The sequence below is a fragment of the Endobacterium cereale genome, assembly GCF_009617585.1.
Taxonomy (GTDB): domain Bacteria; phylum Pseudomonadota; class Alphaproteobacteria; order Rhizobiales; family Rhizobiaceae; genus Neorhizobium; species Neorhizobium cereale.
Genome location: NZ_WIXI01000051.1, coordinates 594,396 through 610,773, shown reverse-complemented (window position 1 = coordinate 610,773; position 16,378 = coordinate 594,396). Strand labels below are relative to the sequence as shown.

Below are 16,378 nucleotides of genomic sequence, written 5' to 3'. Positions count from 1 at the left end.
CATGATCCGCACCCGCAAAACATCAATGTATCACAAGCTTATGCCCGCCATGGCGATCGTTTCGGCGCTGGTGCCGGTTGTTGCCGAAGCGCAGCAGTCGAAAACGCCGCCGCGCGCCGTGTCGCGCCCGATCGAAGACGGTGCGCAGTCGTTTCGCGGCGCCCGCGATGCCGGCGAAAACGGGCAGGGCGGCGATATTCCGTCGAGCGGTATTATGCTTTATCAGCGCATGGGCACGGCACTGCCCGACCTGCCACCGGAAAAACCGTTTACCGGCAAGGTTGATGAAGCTTACGGCGCCTATCAGCGCGGACTTTACGTGACGGCGCTTTCGCTCGCTCTTCCCAAGGCAGAAAAGGGTGATCCCGCTTCGCAGGCGCTCGTCGCGGAAATGACCTTGCGCGGCCAGGGCATCAAGCAGGATATCAATTCGGCGGCATTCTGGTTCGGACGGGCCGCCGAGGGCGGTGATCCGTCGGCGATGTTCCAGTACGCACTCATGCTGATTTCCGGCCGTGGTGTGAAACACGATAAGGCCAAGGCCGACGAGTACATGCGCAAGGCGGCCGAAGCCGGCAATTCTTCCGCGCAGTTCAACTGGGGTCAGATTCTGATTTCCCAAAATCCCGGTGAAAAGGGTCTGAAGCTGGCGCTGCCCTTTTATGAAAAGGCGGCAGTGCAGGGGCTGGCGGATGCGCAATATGCCGTCTCGCAGCTTTATGTGTCGATCAGGGATCTGCCGCAGGAAAAAACGCGGCGTGCGCGCGAATTTCTCGAACGTGCGGCAAAGGCCGGTTTCGACACGGCACAGCTCGACATGGGCATCTGGTTTGTAAACGGTGTCGGCGGCGAGCGCGATTTCGACAAGGGGTTTACCTGGCTGCGGGTTGCTGCGGTGCGCGGCAATGTCGTGGCGCAGAACAAGCTGGCGCATCTCTACATCAACGCGCTTGGCACACGGCCGGACCCGGTCGAGGCGGCCAAGTGGTATGTACTGTCTCGCCGCGCCGGTCTGCCGGATCCGGTGCTCGAGGATTTTTATCTCGGCATCAGCGAGGATGTGCAGAAAAAGGCGGTCGAGGCCGCCAATCGGTTCCGCCGCAGCTGATCAGTGCTGATCAGTTAAGCGAAGCCTTCAACGCAAACAGGGCGCCGCGGATGATGAAGCCATGGGCGATGGCGAGAATGAACACGGTTGCCAGCCACAGGATCAGATACCGGCCCTGAAAGGCGGCAACGCGTTTGTCGAACCTGGGGCCGAGCGCGAAGACAAGTGTGGCAAACGCTGCGGCGGCAGGCAGGATAGACAACGCCACGCCGGCGGAGGCAAAGGTGGTCGCTTCGCCCCAGGGCATGAAATGGATCGGCAGTTGCGTGCCGGCCGGCAGTGCCACGCCAAGCCCGATTGAAAGAGAACTCATGGTGATCAGCAGGCCAAGGCTGACGAACAGCGGCAATGCGATAGGCAATTTCTAAACTCCTGCTGATGAGCATCGGCCGGAAACTCTGGCCTTGATGTTGCGGCTTGTCGCAAAGGTGACATGAACTGGCAAGTGTCAACTATGTCGCGCCTCACTTGAATTTCTCGCGGTTTTGTGGTCATGAAGCCGCCATCACGACAAACTGACAAAAAAAGACGTCCCGCCCGACGAGTGCGCGGGACTTATCCCGAGGATTTCCCGCATGGCACGCTCCGCCCTTCTCAACGTCATGGTTCAGGCTGCCGTCAAGGCGGGCAAGTCTCTCACCCGCGATTTCGGCGAGGTGCAGAACCTGCAGGTTTCCGTCAAGGGACCAGGCGATTTCGTCTCGCAGGCCGATTTCAAGGCGGAAAAAATCGTCCATGACGAGTTGATGAAATCCCGCCCGACCTACGGCTTCCTCGGTGAGGAAGGCGGCGAGGAAAAGGGCACCGACGGCGCGCATCGCTGGATCGTCGATCCGCTCGACGGTACCACCAACTTCCTGCACGGCATTCCGCAGTTCGCGACCTCGATCGCGCTCGAGCGCAATGGCGAAATCGTTGCCGGCGTCATCTTCAACCCGGCGACCGATGAACTGTTCACCGCTGAAAAGGGCGGTGGCGCCTTTTTGAACGATCGTCGCCTGCGTGTGGCTGCCCGTCGCGTTCTCTCCGATTGCGTCATCGGCTGCGGCGTGCCGCATCTTGGCCGTGGCAATCACGGCAAGTTCCTCGTCGAACTGCGCCACGTCATGGGTGAAGTTGCCGGCGTGCGCCGCATGGGGGCTGCTGCTCTCGATCTCGCCTATGTCGCTGCCGGCCGTCTCGACGGTTTCTGGGAAGCCGAACTGCATCCGTGGGACATGGCCGCCGGTCTCATCCTCATCAAGGAAGCCGGTGGTTTTGCGTCCGACATGAAGGGTGGCCAGAACATGTTCGAGACCAAGACCGTGGTTGCCGGTAACGAATTGATCCAGAAGGCGCTGCTCGAAGTTTCCAACCGTCCGGTTCCGGCCCGCTAAAACAGCGTCCCGCAATGTTTCGCCCCACCCCTGCATTTGCCGGGGTGGGGTAAAATCCTCATGCTTTTCCAGTGCTTCGGCACTTCAATTCGTCGCAATTTTAAAATAGCTTCCGTTCACGACATGCGGAGGCTGCATTTATGACGAATGACTCTTTGGGGGATGTGGACGTTTCGGAACAGGCTCCGCGCGATTACGGCCACAAGCTTTCCAATCCGATCCCCTTTCTCTGGACGATGACGATTTTCCTCATCATCGTCGGTTTTCTTGCTGCAATCCTGTTTCGGCAGGCGCAGCACGCCTTTATGACCAATCCGGGTCTCAACGGCGTGATTGTCGGTGTTCTTCTGATCGGCGTGTTCTTGGTCTATGCCCAGATCGTGTCGCTGATCCCGGAAGTGCGCTGGTTCAACTCCTTCAGAGCCGCCGGCAGCGCCGACAAGGTTGGCCGCGAACCAAAACTTCTCGCACCGATGCGCGCGCTGCTCGGCCGTCGTCGGAAGGTGGCACTGTCGACCGCGACGCTGCAATCCATCCTCGATTCGATCGGTACGCGGCTGGATGAAAAACGCGATACCTCGCGGTATCTTATCGGCCTTCTGGTGTTCCTCGGTCTGCTCGGCACGTTCTGGGGCCTGATCGGCACGATCGGCTCTATCAGCGATGTCATCCAGGGGCTGGATCCGGCGTCCGGCAACAATAACGACATTCTTCAGGCGCTGAAAAGCGGCCTGACCGCGCCGCTGTCGGGCATGGGCACGGCGTTCTCGTCCTCGCTGCTCGGCCTTTCCGGCTCGCTGATCCTCGGTTTCCTCGACCTTCAGGCCGGCCGCGCCCAGAACCGTTTTTATACCGAACTGGAAAACTGGCTGTCTTCCGTCACCGACGACGGTCCCGGGCACCAGCATGTGGTGACTCCCGGCGTCGTGCCGACCCCGACCGGCTCGCTGGACGATATCCGCGCGTTGACCGAACAGCTGCAGAAGCTGGCCGCCGCACAGGCGCAGGCACAGGGCGGACCGCAGGCAGAACGATCGCTGTCGGCCATGGCCAATCTCGCTGAAGGCATTCAGGGCCTCGTCAAGAACATGCGCGGCGAACAGCAGATGCTGCGTGACTGGATCGAGGCGCAGCAGGAAGAATCGAAGGCGATGCGCAAATCGCTCGACCGGCTGAGTGAAAAGCTGGGCACCGAAAAAGCGGTGGCCGCCAAGGCGACGCCCGATAAAAGCGGGGACAAATAAGCCATGGCGCTCGGCAAGAACCGTCGCCGCGACCGTGGGGTCGATTACTGGCCGGGCTTCGTAGACGCCCTGTCGACGCTGCTGCTCGCCATCATGTTCCTGCTGACGGTTTTCGTCCTGGTGCAGTTCATCCTGTCCCGCGAGATTTCGGGTCGTGACGAGGTATTGAATCGCCTCAACAGCCAGATTTCCGAACTGACGGAACTGCTGGCGCTGGAAAAGAGCGGCAAGACCGACCTTGAAGACACGCTCGCCAACCTGCAATCCTCGCTTTCCACCTCGGAAAACGAGCGTTCGCGACTGCAATCGCTGCTCGATCGTGGCACTGGCGCCGGAGATGCCGCTAACGCTCGTGTGGGCACGCTCACCGATGAGTTGAGCCAGGAAAAGCAGATTTCCGCCCGCGCCACGAGCCAGATCGAATTGTTGAACCAGCAGATCGCCGCCCTGCGTGCGCAGATCGCAGCCGTAGAAGGCGCGTTGCAGGCGTCTGAGGCAAAGGACCAGTCGTCGCAGGCCCGCATTTCCGATCTCGGCCGCCGTCTCAACGTGGCGCTGGCGCAGCGCGTGCAGGAGCTCAACCGTTACCGTTCGGACTTTTTTGGCCGCCTGCGGGAAATCCTATCTGATCGCGAAAACATCCGCATTGTCGGCGACCGTTTCGTCTTCCAGTCGGAAGTGCTCTTCCCGGTCGGTGGCAACGAACTGGACGATGCCGGCCGTGTCGAGATGGACAAGCTCGCCTCGGCACTTCTTGAACTGGCGCAGGAAATCCCGGCGGAAATCAACTGGGTTCTGCGCGTTGATGGCCATACCGACAATGCACCGCTTTCGGGCAGCGGCCGCTATCGCGACAACTGGGAGCTTTCGTCCGCGCGCGCGACATCGGTTGTCAAATACCTGATCACCAGGGGCGTGCCTGCCAACCGCCTCGTTGCCGCCGGTTTCGGCGAGTTCCAGCCGATTGCGGAAGGCGATACGCCGGAGGTGCGCTCGCAGAACAGGCGTATCGAGCTGAAGCTGACCGAGCGGTGAGGCGCTGGCTTAAGCGAATATGTAATTTGGCGCGAGAACCATCAACTGAAATCGATGACTTCCGGATAGGCTTTCATCCCCTCCGACATGGATGGTCGAGGCTGAGCTTCAAGGCCGCGGGGTTTGAAGAGGACGCCTGGGTCACCGAAATCTTCGACACGGCTACGATTACGTTGATCGATTTCTGTCGTGCAGTTGTCGAAAACGAGGCGACGACCAAACCGTTCTATGACGAGCCGGGCGGCGTGATCTTGCGCATCACGCCCTTGCCGAAGCGGCAGCACACGATCATTTTCGAGATTTTTCTCATCCCTTCCGGTGCGTTAGGCAAGGTCCTTCCGCAGGATTGCGAGACGCCGGCATTTCAGATGGTCGCGAAACGGCGTGTTCTTGCGACATCGATTGTCATGGAGCTTATGCGGGCCGCGATCCTGTATCAGGAGCCTTCTTTCCAGAAGGGGCGGCCGGATTTCCCCTTTGAAGAGTTCCGCGCGCTCGTAAAGGCGTGGAAGGGGCAGGGTTGGGCCGATGGTCTGGACCAACTGATCGCCGACTGAAAGGCCGCTCACCCCGAGTGCTGGTTGCCCACCTGAAACTCCAGCCGCTCCAATCCACGCCGAACCTCGGGTGCCTTCATGAACAGGTCCCACAGCAGGCCTGTGCGAAAATTCTCGATCAGCGCGACGATCGGCCCTTGGTCGATGACGATGTAATGTGGCGCGGTCCAGCCGCCCGTCGGCGTAAACGCGTCGACGAAACCGAGCGGGCCAAAGAGGTTGCCGTTGTCGAAGGCCATGAAGGCGCGCAGTGCCTTTTCCGCCTCGCGTGGCAGGAAGGGGAAGCTGGAGAGTGCTGCCGTCGGCGCGATGGCGCCAAAATCCTCGGTCGGTGAGCTGGCGGCATAACCGTAAGGGATTTCCGAGGCTGTCAGGCCCCATACGTTGGCTTTGAGATATTCCGGCACCGTCAGGCAATAATCGTGGTTGATGCGCGCATGCGCCACCACCTGCTCCCAGTAATCGCCATAACGATCTTCCAGTCCGCGCGGATCGAGCGCGCAGAAGGAATATTGCGACATGAACAGCGGTCCGCCCAGCGGCTCGCCGAACGGCAGGCGGGTGCCAAAATAGCTTTCGCCGTTGACGAAGGCGCCATGCCTAGTCCAGCCTGAATGGTAATTCTGCGGATCGATCGGATGCGTGTTCGATCCGGCGGCGAGAATGTAGGCCGAGAGCGATTCGTTCCAGCCGGTAATCGGCAGGTTCATGATCCAGTCGTGTTTTTCGCTCCAGTGCCAGTAAAGCGGGCCGTCATCGTCACCGCGTGTATACCAGCGCCAGTCGGTCTCGTCGTAAAGGCGGGTAATGTCGGTGCGAAGCTTTGCTTCGGTCTCGCTTTTTCCGCCAAAATATTCGCGGGCGCAGATCAGGCCTTGCATCAGCAGTGCGGTTTCGACCAGATCGCCGCCATCGTCCTTCTGCGAGAAGGGAAGAACTTCACAGGTCGTGCCATGGATGAGATGCGAAAAGGCACCGTGGAAACGAGGGGCGCGATAAAGGTTCTCGACGATGAGAGCTATCCGCTCCAGCGATTCGTCGCGCGAAATCCAGCCGCGCTCCGTGCCGACCAGCAGCGCCATCAGGCCGAAGCCGACACCGCTCATCGCCACCGCATCGGTTGCCATATAACCGTCGGCGCGGCGTTTTTCGAAGGGCAGGCCGGTTTCCGGGTGGGCGCCCTCCCAGAAATACAGGAAGGTTCGATATTGCACTTCATCGAGAAGTGCGTCGAGGGGGAGGGAGGCTGGCTCACGGGCCAGTTGGGTGGTGACATCCATGCCGTCGAAACGCGTAAAGCCCTTCTGAGAATCGGAACGTTGCATGTCTTTCCGTTCGGTTGGCGGGGCCGTCCGTTTCCCGGGGCCGGAAAGTCACCGGTCATCCATGCCGGCACAATCCGGCGAATGGATGATCGTCAGATGACGCTAACATGACTTGTGTTAGCAGTGTGTTAGCGACGTTATTTGCAACGGCGCATAATACTTTCCGAAAATCGGTTCCGATTTTCGGGTCGATGCGTCAGTGCGTGAGGCCGTTCGGACGCTCCAATCCGCGGTCGAACTGCAGGCGGGCCAGCTTGGCGTAAAGCCCGTCATCGGCGGCAAGGCTGTGATGCGTTCCCTGTTCGACGATATGACCGTTTTCCATGACGACGATGCGATCGGCCTTCAGGATGGTCGCGAGACGGTGGGCGATGACGATTGTGGTGCGGTCCTTCATCAGCCCATCCAGTGCCTTCTGCACCAGCGTTTCGCTTTCGGCATCGAGCGCCGAGGTGGCCTCATCGAGCAGCAGAACCGGTGCATCCTTGAGAATGGCGCGGGCAATGGCGATGCGCTGGCGCTGGCCACCGGAGAGAGTGATGCCGCGTTCGCCAGCCAGCGTGTCGTAACCGTTGTCGAGGGCGGTGATGAAGCCATCCGCCTGTGCTGCAACCGCTGCGGCGCGCACTTCGTCACGCGTGGCGTCCGGTTTGCCGAAGGCGATGTTGTCGTGGATCGAGGCGGCAAAGATCGTGACATCCTGGGGCACGATGGCCATGCGCGATCGCAGATCGGTCAGGCGGGCCTGTTTCACGTCGACGCCATCAAGTTTCACGCTGCCGGCAACCGGATCGTAATACCGCAGCAGCAGCGACAGGATAGTGCTTTTGCCGGCACCGGACGGGCCGACGATTGCGACGGTTTCGCCTGCCTTTACCTTCAGCGACAGGCTGTTGAGCGTGACGGCGCTGACGCGGCTCGGATAGGCGAAGGAGACATTGTCGAATTCGACCTCGCCGCGAGCAGGGGAAGGCAGGGAGAGAGGAGCTTCCGGGTCACGGATGGCCGGTACCTCGTGCAGCAGTTCCGTCAGCCGTTCTGCGGCGCCGCCGGCCTGCGAAAGATCGCCCCAGACTTCGGACAGCTGACCGAGCGAGCTTGCCAGCAACACGGCGTAGAGCACGAACTGGCCGAGCGTGCCGGCGCTCATCGTGCCGGCGAGTACGTTTTGCGCGCCATACCAGAGCACGCCGACAATGCTGCCGAACACAAGAAGAATGCCGACGCCGGTCAGAAGCGCGCGCGAACGAATGGCGCTGCGAGCAGCTTCATAGGCGAATTCGACGGTGGCGCTATACCGCTTGTCGGCTTCTCCTTCGCCGTTGAACGCCTGGATGGTTCGTACGGCGCCAATAGTCTCTGATGCGAAGGCGGAGGTTTCTGCCAGCTTGTCCTGTGCTGCGCGCGAGCGGCGGCGCACCGAGCGGCCGAAGGCAACGAGCGGGAAGACGATGAGCGGAATGGCACCCAGAACCATGCCGGAAAGGGCAGGGCTGGTATAGATCATCATCACCATCGCTCCGAGACAGAGGATGAGGTTGCGCAGTGCCACGGAAGCGGACGAGCCGAAGGCGGATTTGATCTGGGTCGTGTCTGCCGTCAGGCGCGAGACAAGCTCGCCGGACTGGTTGACGTCGAAGAAGGACGGGGAAAGTGCGGTGATGCGCGAAAACACTTCGCGTCTTATATCGGCGACGACCCGCTCGCCGATCGTGATGACGTAATAATACCGCATGGCGCTGGCGAGCGCGAGAAGGGCCGCCAGTACCAGCATCATGCCAAAATACTTGTTGACGAATCCGCCGTCCTCGGCCGCAAAACCGTGGTCGATCATGCGGCGCACGGCGAGCGGCAGCGCCAGCGTGGTGATGGCGGCCAGCGTCAGGAAGACGATTGCAGCGCAGACCATGCCGCGATATCGCAGCACATGCGGCATAAGGCGCATCAAGGGCTGCGGTGAACGGCGGGTCTTGGTCTGGTTTTCCTGGATATCGGCCACGGTCGTCCTCTTGATCGGTCATGTGCCGACGGTCGGTTGCGGGCACTTGTACTCTTGGTGACCTTCCTGTATAGGCTCCGCATCAAATTGGGAAGCTCGGATCGGAAAGCGGTTCTGGCTTCAATTTATCGTTCAGGGCTCGGCGCTTCGCTGTGACAAATGAGCCCTCTATCAGGAAGAGTGTCATGAAGGCCAGCATCCATCCCGACTACCACGTCATCAAGGTCGTCATGACCGACGGCACCGAGTACGAAACCCGTTCGACATGGGGTTCGGAAGGTCAGGTCATGAACCTCGAAATCGACCCGAAGTCGCACCCGGCTTGGACCGGCGGCAACCAGCAGATGCTGGACCGCGGTGGCCGCGTTTCCAAGTTCAACAAGCGTTTCGGCGGCCTCGGCCTCTAATTCCCGCTTGTTTTGGAATGCAAGAAGCCTGGCGCAAGCCGGGCTTTTTTGTGTTTGGGACACGCGCAAACGGCAACGACCAGCAATTGCCTTTGAATGCAATTCTAAATTGTAATTGATTGTCGGTTCTTCTTCCGCGGCGAAAGCAGATGCGTATGCCAGACTCACCGGGGAGGATGGGCCGCTCCGGTCTCTACAGCGCCGTGCGCCATATATGGCGCACAAAGGACGCTGTAGCACTTTGGAGCCTGCGCATCGTACTTTCCGAAAGCCGAACCTGTTTTCGGGTCGATGCGCTGGCGAAGGCCTCGCTGCTGAACTGGAGATGATCTATGTGGTTCATCCCATTTAGTATCACTCTGACGGTAAGGAAAACCCGCACGACCTGGCAAGTGTCCGTGCGGGTCCAATTCCTTACATAAGAGCGGAGAGGCAGGGTTTCGACCCTGTCTCCTCCTCCCGCAATATAGGTGAAAACCGGGTTTTCGACAAGCTGGCACGTCTTGCCGCCGTGGCGACGTATCGCCAATTTCCTCTGGCCTCGCCGTCGCGACATTGGCTACAATCTTCGCAACTTTAAAAATGCGGAGTGGGACAATGGATGCGGCAGGCAAGACTCAATTGAATGCGGTTGAGCGTTACACGATCCTATCCCGCGCCGAGGCCTATTTCGACGATGGCAGTTTTCTTGCCGACCTGACCCGCCTCGTTGCCATTCGCAGCGAAAGCCAGGATCCGTCCAAGGCGCCGCATCTGATGGAATATCTGACCGACGCCATCGAGCCGATGTTGTGGGAGATGGATTTCCAGACGCAGATTTTTGACAATCCGCTGCCCGGCGGTGCGCCGTTGCTTGTCGGTTCGCGCATTGAAGACCCGGCGCTGAAGACCGTTTTGATCTATGGGCATGGGGATGTCTGCAACCCGCAGGAAGGTTTTTGGCGGGAGGGACTTTCCCCGTTTGAGGTGGTGGTCGAAGATGACCGCATCTACGGGCGCGGCACGGCTGACAACAAGGTGCAGCATCTCATCAATTTTCGTGCTCTTGGCTTTCTTCTCGCGGAACGCGGAAAGCTCGGCTTCAACGTCAAGGTGATTGTGGAAATGTCGGAGGAAACCGGCTCGGCTGGTCTTCGCGAGTTCTTTCGCGCCAACAAAGAGCTTCTCAGTGCCGACGTGCTGATCGCATCCGATGGTCCTCGGCTGCAGTCCGATACAGCCACCGTGTTCATGGGCTCGCGTGGTGCGATGAATTTCGAGCTTGTCGCCGATTTTCGCGATGGTGCATACCATTCCGGCAATTTTGGTGGGCTTATCTCCGATCCGGCCATCGTGCTGCTGCATGCCATTGCCTCGATTACCGACACGCGTGGGCAGATCAATATTCCGGAATGGCGGCCGACCTCGCTATCATCAGATGTCCGCGCGGCCTTGGCCAGTCTGCCGATGGGTAGCGATGGGCCTCCTGTCGAAGAAAACTGGGGCGAGGAGGGGCTGACGCCCGCCGAGCGCGCCTTTGGCTGGAACAGTTTTGCCGTTCTGGCCATGACGAGCGGTGTGCCGGATTGCCCGGTCAATGCCATTTCCGGCGTCGCACGCGCCACCTGCCAGCTGCGTTTTGTGGTCGGTACCGAACCTGAGGATATTGTGCCGGCCCTGCGTCGCCATCTTGATGTCCATGGTTTTGAGCGGGTCGAGATCCGTGCCACAGACGGTGAGGCGTTTCGGGCGACGCGTGTATCGCCCGACCATCCATGGGTGAAGCTCGTGACAGAGTCTTTGGAGCGGACGGAGGGGAAGCCTCCGCATATCCTGCCCAATCTTGCAGGTTCCTTGCCCAATGACGCCTTTTCGGAAATTCTCGGCCTGCCGACGGTCTGGGTGCCGCACAGTTACGGCGGTTGCTGCCAGCATGCACCGAATGAGCATGTGCTTGGCTCGCTGTCGAAATCCGCCCTGCGCAACATGGCCGGTATTTTCGCCGATATCGCCGAAAGCGGCGGGCCTTCGGATTAACGCCCGATTCAGCATAAAAAAAAGCGGACCGAAGTCCGCTTTGAAAAATTTGTGCTTGGATGCGTAGACAGTAGATCAGTTCGAAAAGGCGGTGCTCAGCAGGTTCAGCTGGGCGCGCACGCCGTTTTCATTGTCGGGAAGCTTGGCTTCACCCGGACGGTAAATCTCGCGATCAAGAATGGCGATACGGTTCTGCAGGCGCAGCGAGCGTTCGACCAGATCACGGAAACCTTCCGGAAGATCATTCCAGCCCGGAGCGTTGCGATCGACGTTAAAGCCGTCGAGGCGAACCTTGCTCTTTTCGGAAATCACCTGATCACGGCTCATCTCGCCGTTGTTGACCGCACGCTGCAACAGAAGCCACGAGGCCATCTGCATCAGGCGCGTGGTCAGCCGCATGGATTCGGCCGCATAAAGCACCGATGCCATGCGCGGCAGAACCTTGGATGCTGCGCGGCCGGTGCCATCCAGGTATCCGGCGGTTTCTTCCACCAGAGACATGCCTTCAGAATACAGGCCCTTGAACTGCGAGGACGATGCCGCGCGGCCTGCGAAACTGACGGTATTCAATACCTGTTCTGACATGGGATTCATTCCTGCTAACGCATCAACTTGATCAGGCAATGACGAAGGTGGCCCAAAGGTTCCGCCCCCGTCTGTCTTCCGCATCAAGATGGTACTGATAGCTCAAATCCGCAAGCCAATTCTTAAGGAAGGGTTAATTCCCACAGGATAGGTGCTTGAGGCCCAAAAAAAAGAGCCGCAAAGGCGGCTCTCAAGGTAAAACAGGGAGAAATCAGACCCTTTCACCGGATAGGCAAACCGTCTGAGACCAGAAGAACTGGATGTGGATAGTAATGAATTATAATGCTTAATATTCGGTTAAAGCAGCTGCATTTAATGTTATTTTTATCAATTGTTTTGGTCTGCGATTGCTTATCCGTTTCAGGATTTGAACAGATTTTCAGCTGCCGCCTTGCCTGATGCCTTTGTTACCTTCTCCGCCTCCAGCCGCGCGATTTCTTCGCGCAACAGTGCCACGCGCTTGTCGATTTCATCGACGGACAGAGTGGAGAGATCCTGTCCGATCTCGTGGGCCAGTGGTTTCTTCGGGCGGTCGTCGTCAAGAAAGGTCATGGTTTCCTCCCGTTTGACCTCATCATCAATTGTCACGCCGTGGCGCGGCGTTGCTCCTCGGTGGGCTCGCTGCCGCCTTCCGCATTGGTGCTGGCGCGCGGATCGAGTGCCAAACCTTCCGGCGTGCCAAGAAGCGCATTGCCGGCAGGGGCGGTCGTGTAGTTGTCACGTTCATCCACGGGTACTGCGGCGCGGATGCGGCTGCGGATGATCGCATAGACAGAAATGAGTATATGCGCGCCTGCCGTGACCGCAAACAAGGCGTAAGGTCCAAGCGCCGTCATCACCGGGCCGCCGAGCGTGGGGCCGATGATCGTGCCGATGCCGAAGAGCAGCAGCAGGCCACCCGAAACCTTCACGAAATCTTCGGGTGCTGCGAAGTCGTTGGCATGGGCAACGGCGATTGGGTAGAGCGCGTTCGCCATGGCGCCGTAGATAGCGACGAGAATGATGATGGCCGTGACATTGGTCGGCTGGATGACGAGCAGGATCAATGCGGCCAGCGCTGCGGCGGCCGAAAGGCCGGCGAGAACGTAACGACGATCCATGCGGTCGGACAGGCGGCCGGCCGGGAACTGCATGATGGCGCCGGCAAAGATGGTGATCGACACCATGGCCGCGATCGATGTCTGATCCAGCCCCGCGCGGGCACCGAAAACGGCACCGAGCGTGCCGTAGGCGCCATTGGCGATGCCGATCAGAAGGATGCCGATAAAGGAGATCGGCGAATGGCTGTAGAGGCTCGGTAAATCCAGCCGCACGCGTTTGAGCGGTTGCGGCGAGGCGGCCTTGGAGAGCGTTGTCGGCAGTTGCGCCACGCAATAAAGAATGCCGCAGAGCATGAAAAGAAGTGGTGCCGAAACATCGGCGAACATCACCATCATCTGCCCGCCGACCACGCCGAACAGGGTGATGGCGATATAGAAGGAGAAGATCGCGCCGCGGCTTTCATTGGTGGCGCGTTCGTTCAGCCAGCTTTCGATGATCATCGAGGTGCCGGCGGTGCAGAAGCCGGTAATGGCGCGAAGGGTCAGCCAGGCCGTCTGGTCAACGAGAATGCCGGTCAAAAGCACGTTCAAACAGATGAGACCGAGAAAACCAGAGAAGGCGCGCACATGACCTATGCGCCTGACCACGTTCGGCGCCACGAAACAGCCGATCACGAAACCGGCGGCCCAGGAAGTACCGAGAAAACCCAGCGCTTCGTTGGAATACCCTTCGAGCGAGCCGCGCAGTGGCAGGAGGAGGCCCTGCAAACCATTGCCGAGAAAGAGAAAAAGTGTGCCGGAGAGAAGGGCGAGGACAGGCAGAAGATTGCGTCTCATGCGTATGTTCGACCGTAATTTCGTGTGTCAGCACGCCCGACCTTGAACGGTGATCGGGCAGCGAATGGAAGGCCGCCGGACTATAGGGTGAGAGTTATGAAAAATTTCGTTCCGAATCCCGCCTCCTCAGCCTATCTGTGGTCGATCGAAAAAATGTCCAGCCTGTGGCGGGCATTGAAAAAATGCACCGAGTTTGAATGACAAAGATAATCGGACTGCTTCTTCTGGCTGCCATGGGCATCCAGATCATCAAGCCTCTCGGCCTGCCGGGACTGAGGCGCCGCGCCGATTTCTGGAAACTGGCGGTGCTGGCCTTCGTGCTGTGGGCGGTGACCCTGCTGCTGAAGGATTTTGTGTAAGCCGGGCGAGGTCTGTTGGCCGCCGCCGGAAAATGTGGCGCCTCGGCCACAATCGGTGGCTTAGCCCCCTGGTTAAGGGGGGCGGGATGTAAAGAAGAGTTTTCTCGTAGACTTTACCCTGACATAAGGAGCCCGGTTTCATTATACGGGGTTTCTTCATTCATGACGCGATCGTTTTCCCTCAAGATTTTCCTAGGAATTTCTGTTTCCTCTCTCGCACTTGTCGCGCCAGCGCATGCACAGGATCAGCAGGGAACCGTTCTTGAAACCATCGTTGTCGAAGGTGCTGCGGGAACCTCCGCTCGGGAAAAAAGCGCTGCCGCCACCGGGCCGGTGAAGGGCTATGTTGCGGCACAGAGCGCCGGCGGTACCAAAACGACGACACCGCTGATTGAGACACCGCAGTCGATTTCCGTCATCACCACGCAGCAGCTCGAGGATCGCGGCGTCCAGAATCTCGGCGAAGCCCTGAGCTATACCGCCGGTGTTGTTGCCGCACCGTTCGGCAATGACGCGCGCTATTTCAATCCGATCATGCGCGGTTTCGAAGCTGTCGACAGCGTCTACATCAATTCCTTCCGTTTCATTCGAGATTTCGGCGCGCTGTCCTTCGAGCCGTATGGCCAGGAACGTATCGAGGTCATCAAGGGGCCGGCTTCGGTTCTTTACGGTCAGGGCGAGCCGGGCGGTATCATCAATCTCGTCGCCAAGCGTCCCACCTTCGAAAAATTCGGTGAGATCGGCGTGGAATTCGGCAACAACGACCGCTACCAGATCAAGCTGGACGCCGGTGATGTCCACAACGACGTCGTTTCCTATCGAATTACCGCGCTTGGCCGTCTTGCCGATGGAGAGCAGGATTTCACCAGCGATGACCGCCTTTATCTCGCGCCATCATTCACCTGGGCACCGGACGAGGACACGTCGTTGACGATTCTCGGTTCGCTTCAGCGGGATACCGGCACCTCGCCGCTGGGCCTGCCACAGGCCGGCACGCTGGATTTTAATCCGAATGGCGTCATCCCGACCAGCCGTTACATCGGCGAACCCGATTTCAACGACAACAAGAGCCTGCTGGCGACGGTGGGCTATGAGTTCAAGCATCGCTTCAACGAGACATTCGAATTCCGCCAGAACGCCCAGTACCTGTCGTTCGACGCCGATTACAACAATCTCTATTATTCGTCGCTTGGCGCCGATCTGCGCACCGTCAATCGCGGCGTGAGCGTTCAGTCAGAAGATACCGACAGTTTCGGCATCGACAACCAGTTGGAAGCGAATTTCGAGACCGGCGCGCTGGAGCACACTGCGATTGTCGGCTTCGATTACCGCTATTACACGCAGGACCGGTCATCACTGTTCGACAGCGTAGGCTCGATCGACGTGTTCAATCCGGTCTATGGATCGCCGCTCAATTATAATGTGGCGTTGACCGATTACATGGATCATCGCCTGCAGCAGGTCGGCATCTATGCGCAGGACCAGATCTCGATCGATCGGCTTCGCCTGACATTCGGTCTTCGTCAGGACTGGTCCGACATCCGGGGCAACACGTTCGATGGCGGCAGAAACACAAGGACGATCAGCCGCAATAAAGACAACGCCCTGACTGGCCGCGCCGCAGCACTCTATCTCTTCGATAACGGCCTGGCGCCCTACATCAGCTATTCGACCTCGTTTAATCCGCAGCCCGGCCTCAATACGACAACCGGAGAGCTGCTCGACGCGTCAGAAGGCGAAATGATCGAGGCCGGCCTCAAGTTTCAGCCGGAAGGCTGGAACAGCATGTTCACCGCCAGCGTCTACCAGCTGACGAAGACGAACATCACCGGTACCGTTCGCGACCAGAATGGCGACCGGGTTACCCAGCAGGTTGGCGAGGCAAAATCGAGAGGTTTCGAGCTGGAAGCGACGACCAGCCTGGCCGAAGGGCTCGATCTTTTGGGAAGCTACACCTACAGCGACACGCAGATCACCACCGGCGGCTTCGAATTCGATGGCCCCACCTCCACATCGATCCTGACGACGGGCAACCAGCTGGCCAACATTCCCCAGCATTCGGCAGCTCTCTGGGTGGCTTATACCTTCCAGGAGGATACGGCGCTTGAGGGCCTGAAACTGGGCGCTGGCGCGCGTTACGTCGGCGAGCGTTACGGCAACAACACCAACACGATTAAGCTGCCGGATACGACCCTGTTCGACGCCTCCGTTTCCTTCGAGAAGGAAAACATCAAGGCCTCGCTGGCCGTTCAGAACATCGCCGACAAGCGTTATGCCGCAAGCTGCAATTTCGGCTGCTTTTACGGCGAAGGCCGCACGATCGTCGGTAGCCTGACCTACAAGTGGTGATGGGCTGAAAGCGTATCACACTTCCGGATCCACCGACGTCATGTCACATTTTCCGCTCTGTCCATGCGGATCAGGACGTTTCAAAAACACAAAAGCCGCCCGGCAAAGGGCGGCTTTTGTGTTTCTTGCTCCTGCCGGAAT

Annotated in this window: 16 protein-coding genes; 10 read left to right on the top strand and 6 right to left on the bottom strand. The window is 59.1% G+C overall.

The features are described 5' to 3' along the window. Positions 1 to 25 precede the first annotated feature (25 nt). Positions 26 to 1,108 (top strand): tetratricopeptide repeat protein, encoded by a 1,083-nt coding sequence (locus GAO09_RS29265; protein ID WP_235938559.1) that lies wholly within the window; start codon positions 26 to 28, stop codon positions 1,106 to 1,108. A gap of 10 nt (positions 1,109 to 1,118) precedes the next feature. Here the strand turns inward: GAO09_RS29265 and GAO09_RS29260 are convergent, their stop codons facing one another. Continuing rightward, on the bottom strand, positions 1,119 to 1,469 hold the full coding sequence (locus GAO09_RS29260) for a hypothetical protein (RefSeq protein ID WP_153360453.1): 351 nt from the start codon (positions 1,467 to 1,469) through the stop codon (positions 1,119 to 1,121). 214 nt (positions 1,470 to 1,683) lie between these two features. On the opposite strand from GAO09_RS29260, the gene GAO09_RS29255 reads away from it, so the two are divergent. The 4 genes from GAO09_RS29255 to GAO09_RS29240 all read left to right on the top strand — a co-directional run bounded on the left by GAO09_RS29255 (position 1,684) and on the right by GAO09_RS29240 (position 5,320). Beyond that, positions 1,684 to 2,484, top strand: a complete 801-nt coding sequence (locus GAO09_RS29255) for an inositol monophosphatase family protein (protein ID WP_153360451.1) — start codon at positions 1,684 to 1,686, stop codon at positions 2,482 to 2,484. Between the two features lie 140 nt (positions 2,485 to 2,624). Continuing rightward, positions 2,625 to 3,728 carry a flagellar motor protein MotA gene (locus GAO09_RS29250; protein WP_153360449.1) on the top strand — a complete coding sequence of 368 codons (1,104 nt, stop codon included), beginning with the start codon at positions 2,625 to 2,627 and terminating at the stop codon, positions 3,726 to 3,728. A 3-nt stretch (positions 3,729 to 3,731) separates the two neighbouring features. After that, a complete protein-coding gene (locus tag GAO09_RS29245; RefSeq protein WP_153360447.1) occupies positions 3,732 to 4,763 on the top strand; it encodes a peptidoglycan -binding protein in 1,032 nt (343 codons plus the stop codon). After that, positions 4,760 to 5,320, top strand: coding sequence for a hypothetical protein (locus GAO09_RS29240; RefSeq protein ID WP_153360445.1), 561 nt, complete (start codon positions 4,760 to 4,762; stop codon positions 5,318 to 5,320). Before GAO09_RS29245 ends, GAO09_RS29240 begins: the two co-directional genes overlap by 4 nt. An 8-nt stretch (positions 5,321 to 5,328) precedes the next feature. Here the strand turns inward: GAO09_RS29240 and GAO09_RS29235 are convergent, their stop codons facing one another. Further along, positions 5,329 to 6,645, bottom strand: coding sequence for a glucoamylase family protein (locus GAO09_RS29235; protein WP_235938558.1), 1,317 nt, complete (start codon positions 6,643 to 6,645; stop codon positions 5,329 to 5,331). 196 nt (positions 6,646 to 6,841) lie between these two features. Further along, positions 6,842 to 8,590, bottom strand: coding sequence for an ABC transporter transmembrane domain-containing protein (locus tag GAO09_RS29230; protein WP_153360630.1), 1,749 nt, complete (start codon positions 8,588 to 8,590; stop codon positions 6,842 to 6,844). 239 nt (positions 8,591 to 8,829) lie between these two features. Here GAO09_RS29230 and rpmE point away from each other — a divergent pair, with 239 nt between their 5' ends. The 3 genes from rpmE (at position 8,830) to GAO09_RS29215 (ending at position 11,067) form a co-directional block, all read left to right on the top strand. Further along, on the top strand, positions 8,830 to 9,051 hold the full coding sequence (gene rpmE, locus GAO09_RS29225) for a 50S ribosomal protein L31 (protein ID WP_132271598.1): 222 nt from the start codon (positions 8,830 to 8,832) through the stop codon (positions 9,049 to 9,051). Between the two features lie 149 nt (positions 9,052 to 9,200). After that, positions 9,201 to 9,380 carry a hypothetical protein gene (locus tag GAO09_RS29220; RefSeq protein WP_153360443.1) on the top strand — a complete coding sequence of 60 codons (180 nt, stop codon included), beginning with the start codon at positions 9,201 to 9,203 and terminating at the stop codon, positions 9,378 to 9,380. 268 nt (positions 9,381 to 9,648) lie between these two features. Then, entirely contained in the window at positions 9,649 to 11,067 is a 1,419-nt protein-coding gene (locus GAO09_RS29215) for a M20 family metallopeptidase (RefSeq protein WP_153360441.1), read from the top strand. Positions 11,068 to 11,142: 75 nt separating this feature from the next. On the opposite strand, the gene rcdA is transcribed toward GAO09_RS29215, so the two are convergent. The 3 genes from rcdA to GAO09_RS29200 form a co-directional block, all read right to left on the bottom strand. Beyond that, a complete protein-coding gene (gene rcdA / locus GAO09_RS29210; RefSeq protein ID WP_153360439.1) occupies positions 11,143 to 11,652 on the bottom strand; it encodes a protease adaptor protein RcdA in 510 nt (169 codons plus the stop codon). A 360-nt stretch (positions 11,653 to 12,012) separates the two neighbouring features. Then, positions 12,013 to 12,204 carry a DUF1192 domain-containing protein gene (locus tag GAO09_RS29205; protein ID WP_153360437.1) on the bottom strand — a complete coding sequence of 64 codons (192 nt, stop codon included), beginning with the start codon at positions 12,202 to 12,204 and terminating at the stop codon, positions 12,013 to 12,015. A 32-nt stretch (positions 12,205 to 12,236) separates the two neighbouring features. Further along, positions 12,237 to 13,529 (bottom strand): MFS transporter, encoded by a 1,293-nt coding sequence (locus GAO09_RS29200; RefSeq protein WP_153360435.1) that lies wholly within the window; start codon positions 13,527 to 13,529, stop codon positions 12,237 to 12,239. A gap of 197 nt (positions 13,530 to 13,726) precedes the next feature. On the opposite strand from GAO09_RS29200, the gene GAO09_RS29795 reads away from it, so the two are divergent. Beyond that, positions 13,727 to 13,888, top strand: coding sequence for a hypothetical protein (locus GAO09_RS29795; RefSeq protein ID WP_209018883.1), 162 nt, complete (start codon positions 13,727 to 13,729; stop codon positions 13,886 to 13,888). A 162-nt stretch (positions 13,889 to 14,050) separates the two neighbouring features. Continuing rightward, on the top strand, positions 14,051 to 16,237 hold the full coding sequence (locus GAO09_RS29195) for a TonB-dependent siderophore receptor (protein ID WP_153360433.1): 2,187 nt from the start codon (positions 14,051 to 14,053) through the stop codon (positions 16,235 to 16,237). The last annotated feature ends 141 nt before the right edge of the window (positions 16,238 to 16,378 follow it).

Bases quoted from the DNA above. Each gene is read 5' to 3' on its own strand.
- GAO09_RS29230 (WP_153360630.1), bottom strand. From the start codon at position 8,590: ATGCGCCTTATGCCGCATGTGCTGCGATATCGCGGCATGGTCTGCGCT.
- GAO09_RS29795 (WP_209018883.1), top strand. From the start codon at position 13,727: ATGACAAAGATAATCGGACTGCTTCTTCTGGCTGCCATGGGCATCCAG.
- rcdA (WP_153360439.1), bottom strand. From the start codon at position 11,652: ATGTCAGAACAGGTATTGAATACCGTCAGTTTCGCAGGCCGCGCGGCA.
- GAO09_RS29235 (WP_235938558.1), bottom strand. From the start codon at position 6,645: ATGCAACGTTCCGATTCTCAGAAGGGCTTTACGCGTTTCGACGGCATG.
- rpmE (WP_132271598.1), top strand. From the start codon at position 8,830: ATGAAGGCCAGCATCCATCCCGACTACCACGTCATCAAGGTCGTCATG.
- GAO09_RS29215 (WP_153360441.1), top strand. From the start codon at position 9,649: ATGGATGCGGCAGGCAAGACTCAATTGAATGCGGTTGAGCGTTACACG.
- GAO09_RS29265 (WP_235938559.1), top strand. From the start codon at position 26: ATGTATCACAAGCTTATGCCCGCCATGGCGATCGTTTCGGCGCTGGTG.
- GAO09_RS29245 (WP_153360447.1), top strand. From the start codon at position 3,732: ATGGCGCTCGGCAAGAACCGTCGCCGCGACCGTGGGGTCGATTACTGG.
- GAO09_RS29195 (WP_153360433.1), top strand. From the start codon at position 14,051: ATGACGCGATCGTTTTCCCTCAAGATTTTCCTAGGAATTTCTGTTTCC.
- GAO09_RS29205 (WP_153360437.1), bottom strand. From the start codon at position 12,204: ATGACCTTTCTTGACGACGACCGCCCGAAGAAACCACTGGCCCACGAG.
- GAO09_RS29200 (WP_153360435.1), bottom strand. From the start codon at position 13,529: ATGAGACGCAATCTTCTGCCTGTCCTCGCCCTTCTCTCCGGCACACTT.
- GAO09_RS29220 (WP_153360443.1), top strand. From the start codon at position 9,201: ATGCGTATGCCAGACTCACCGGGGAGGATGGGCCGCTCCGGTCTCTAC.
- GAO09_RS29255 (WP_153360451.1), top strand. From the start codon at position 1,684: ATGGCACGCTCCGCCCTTCTCAACGTCATGGTTCAGGCTGCCGTCAAG.
- GAO09_RS29250 (WP_153360449.1), top strand. From the start codon at position 2,625: ATGACGAATGACTCTTTGGGGGATGTGGACGTTTCGGAACAGGCTCCG.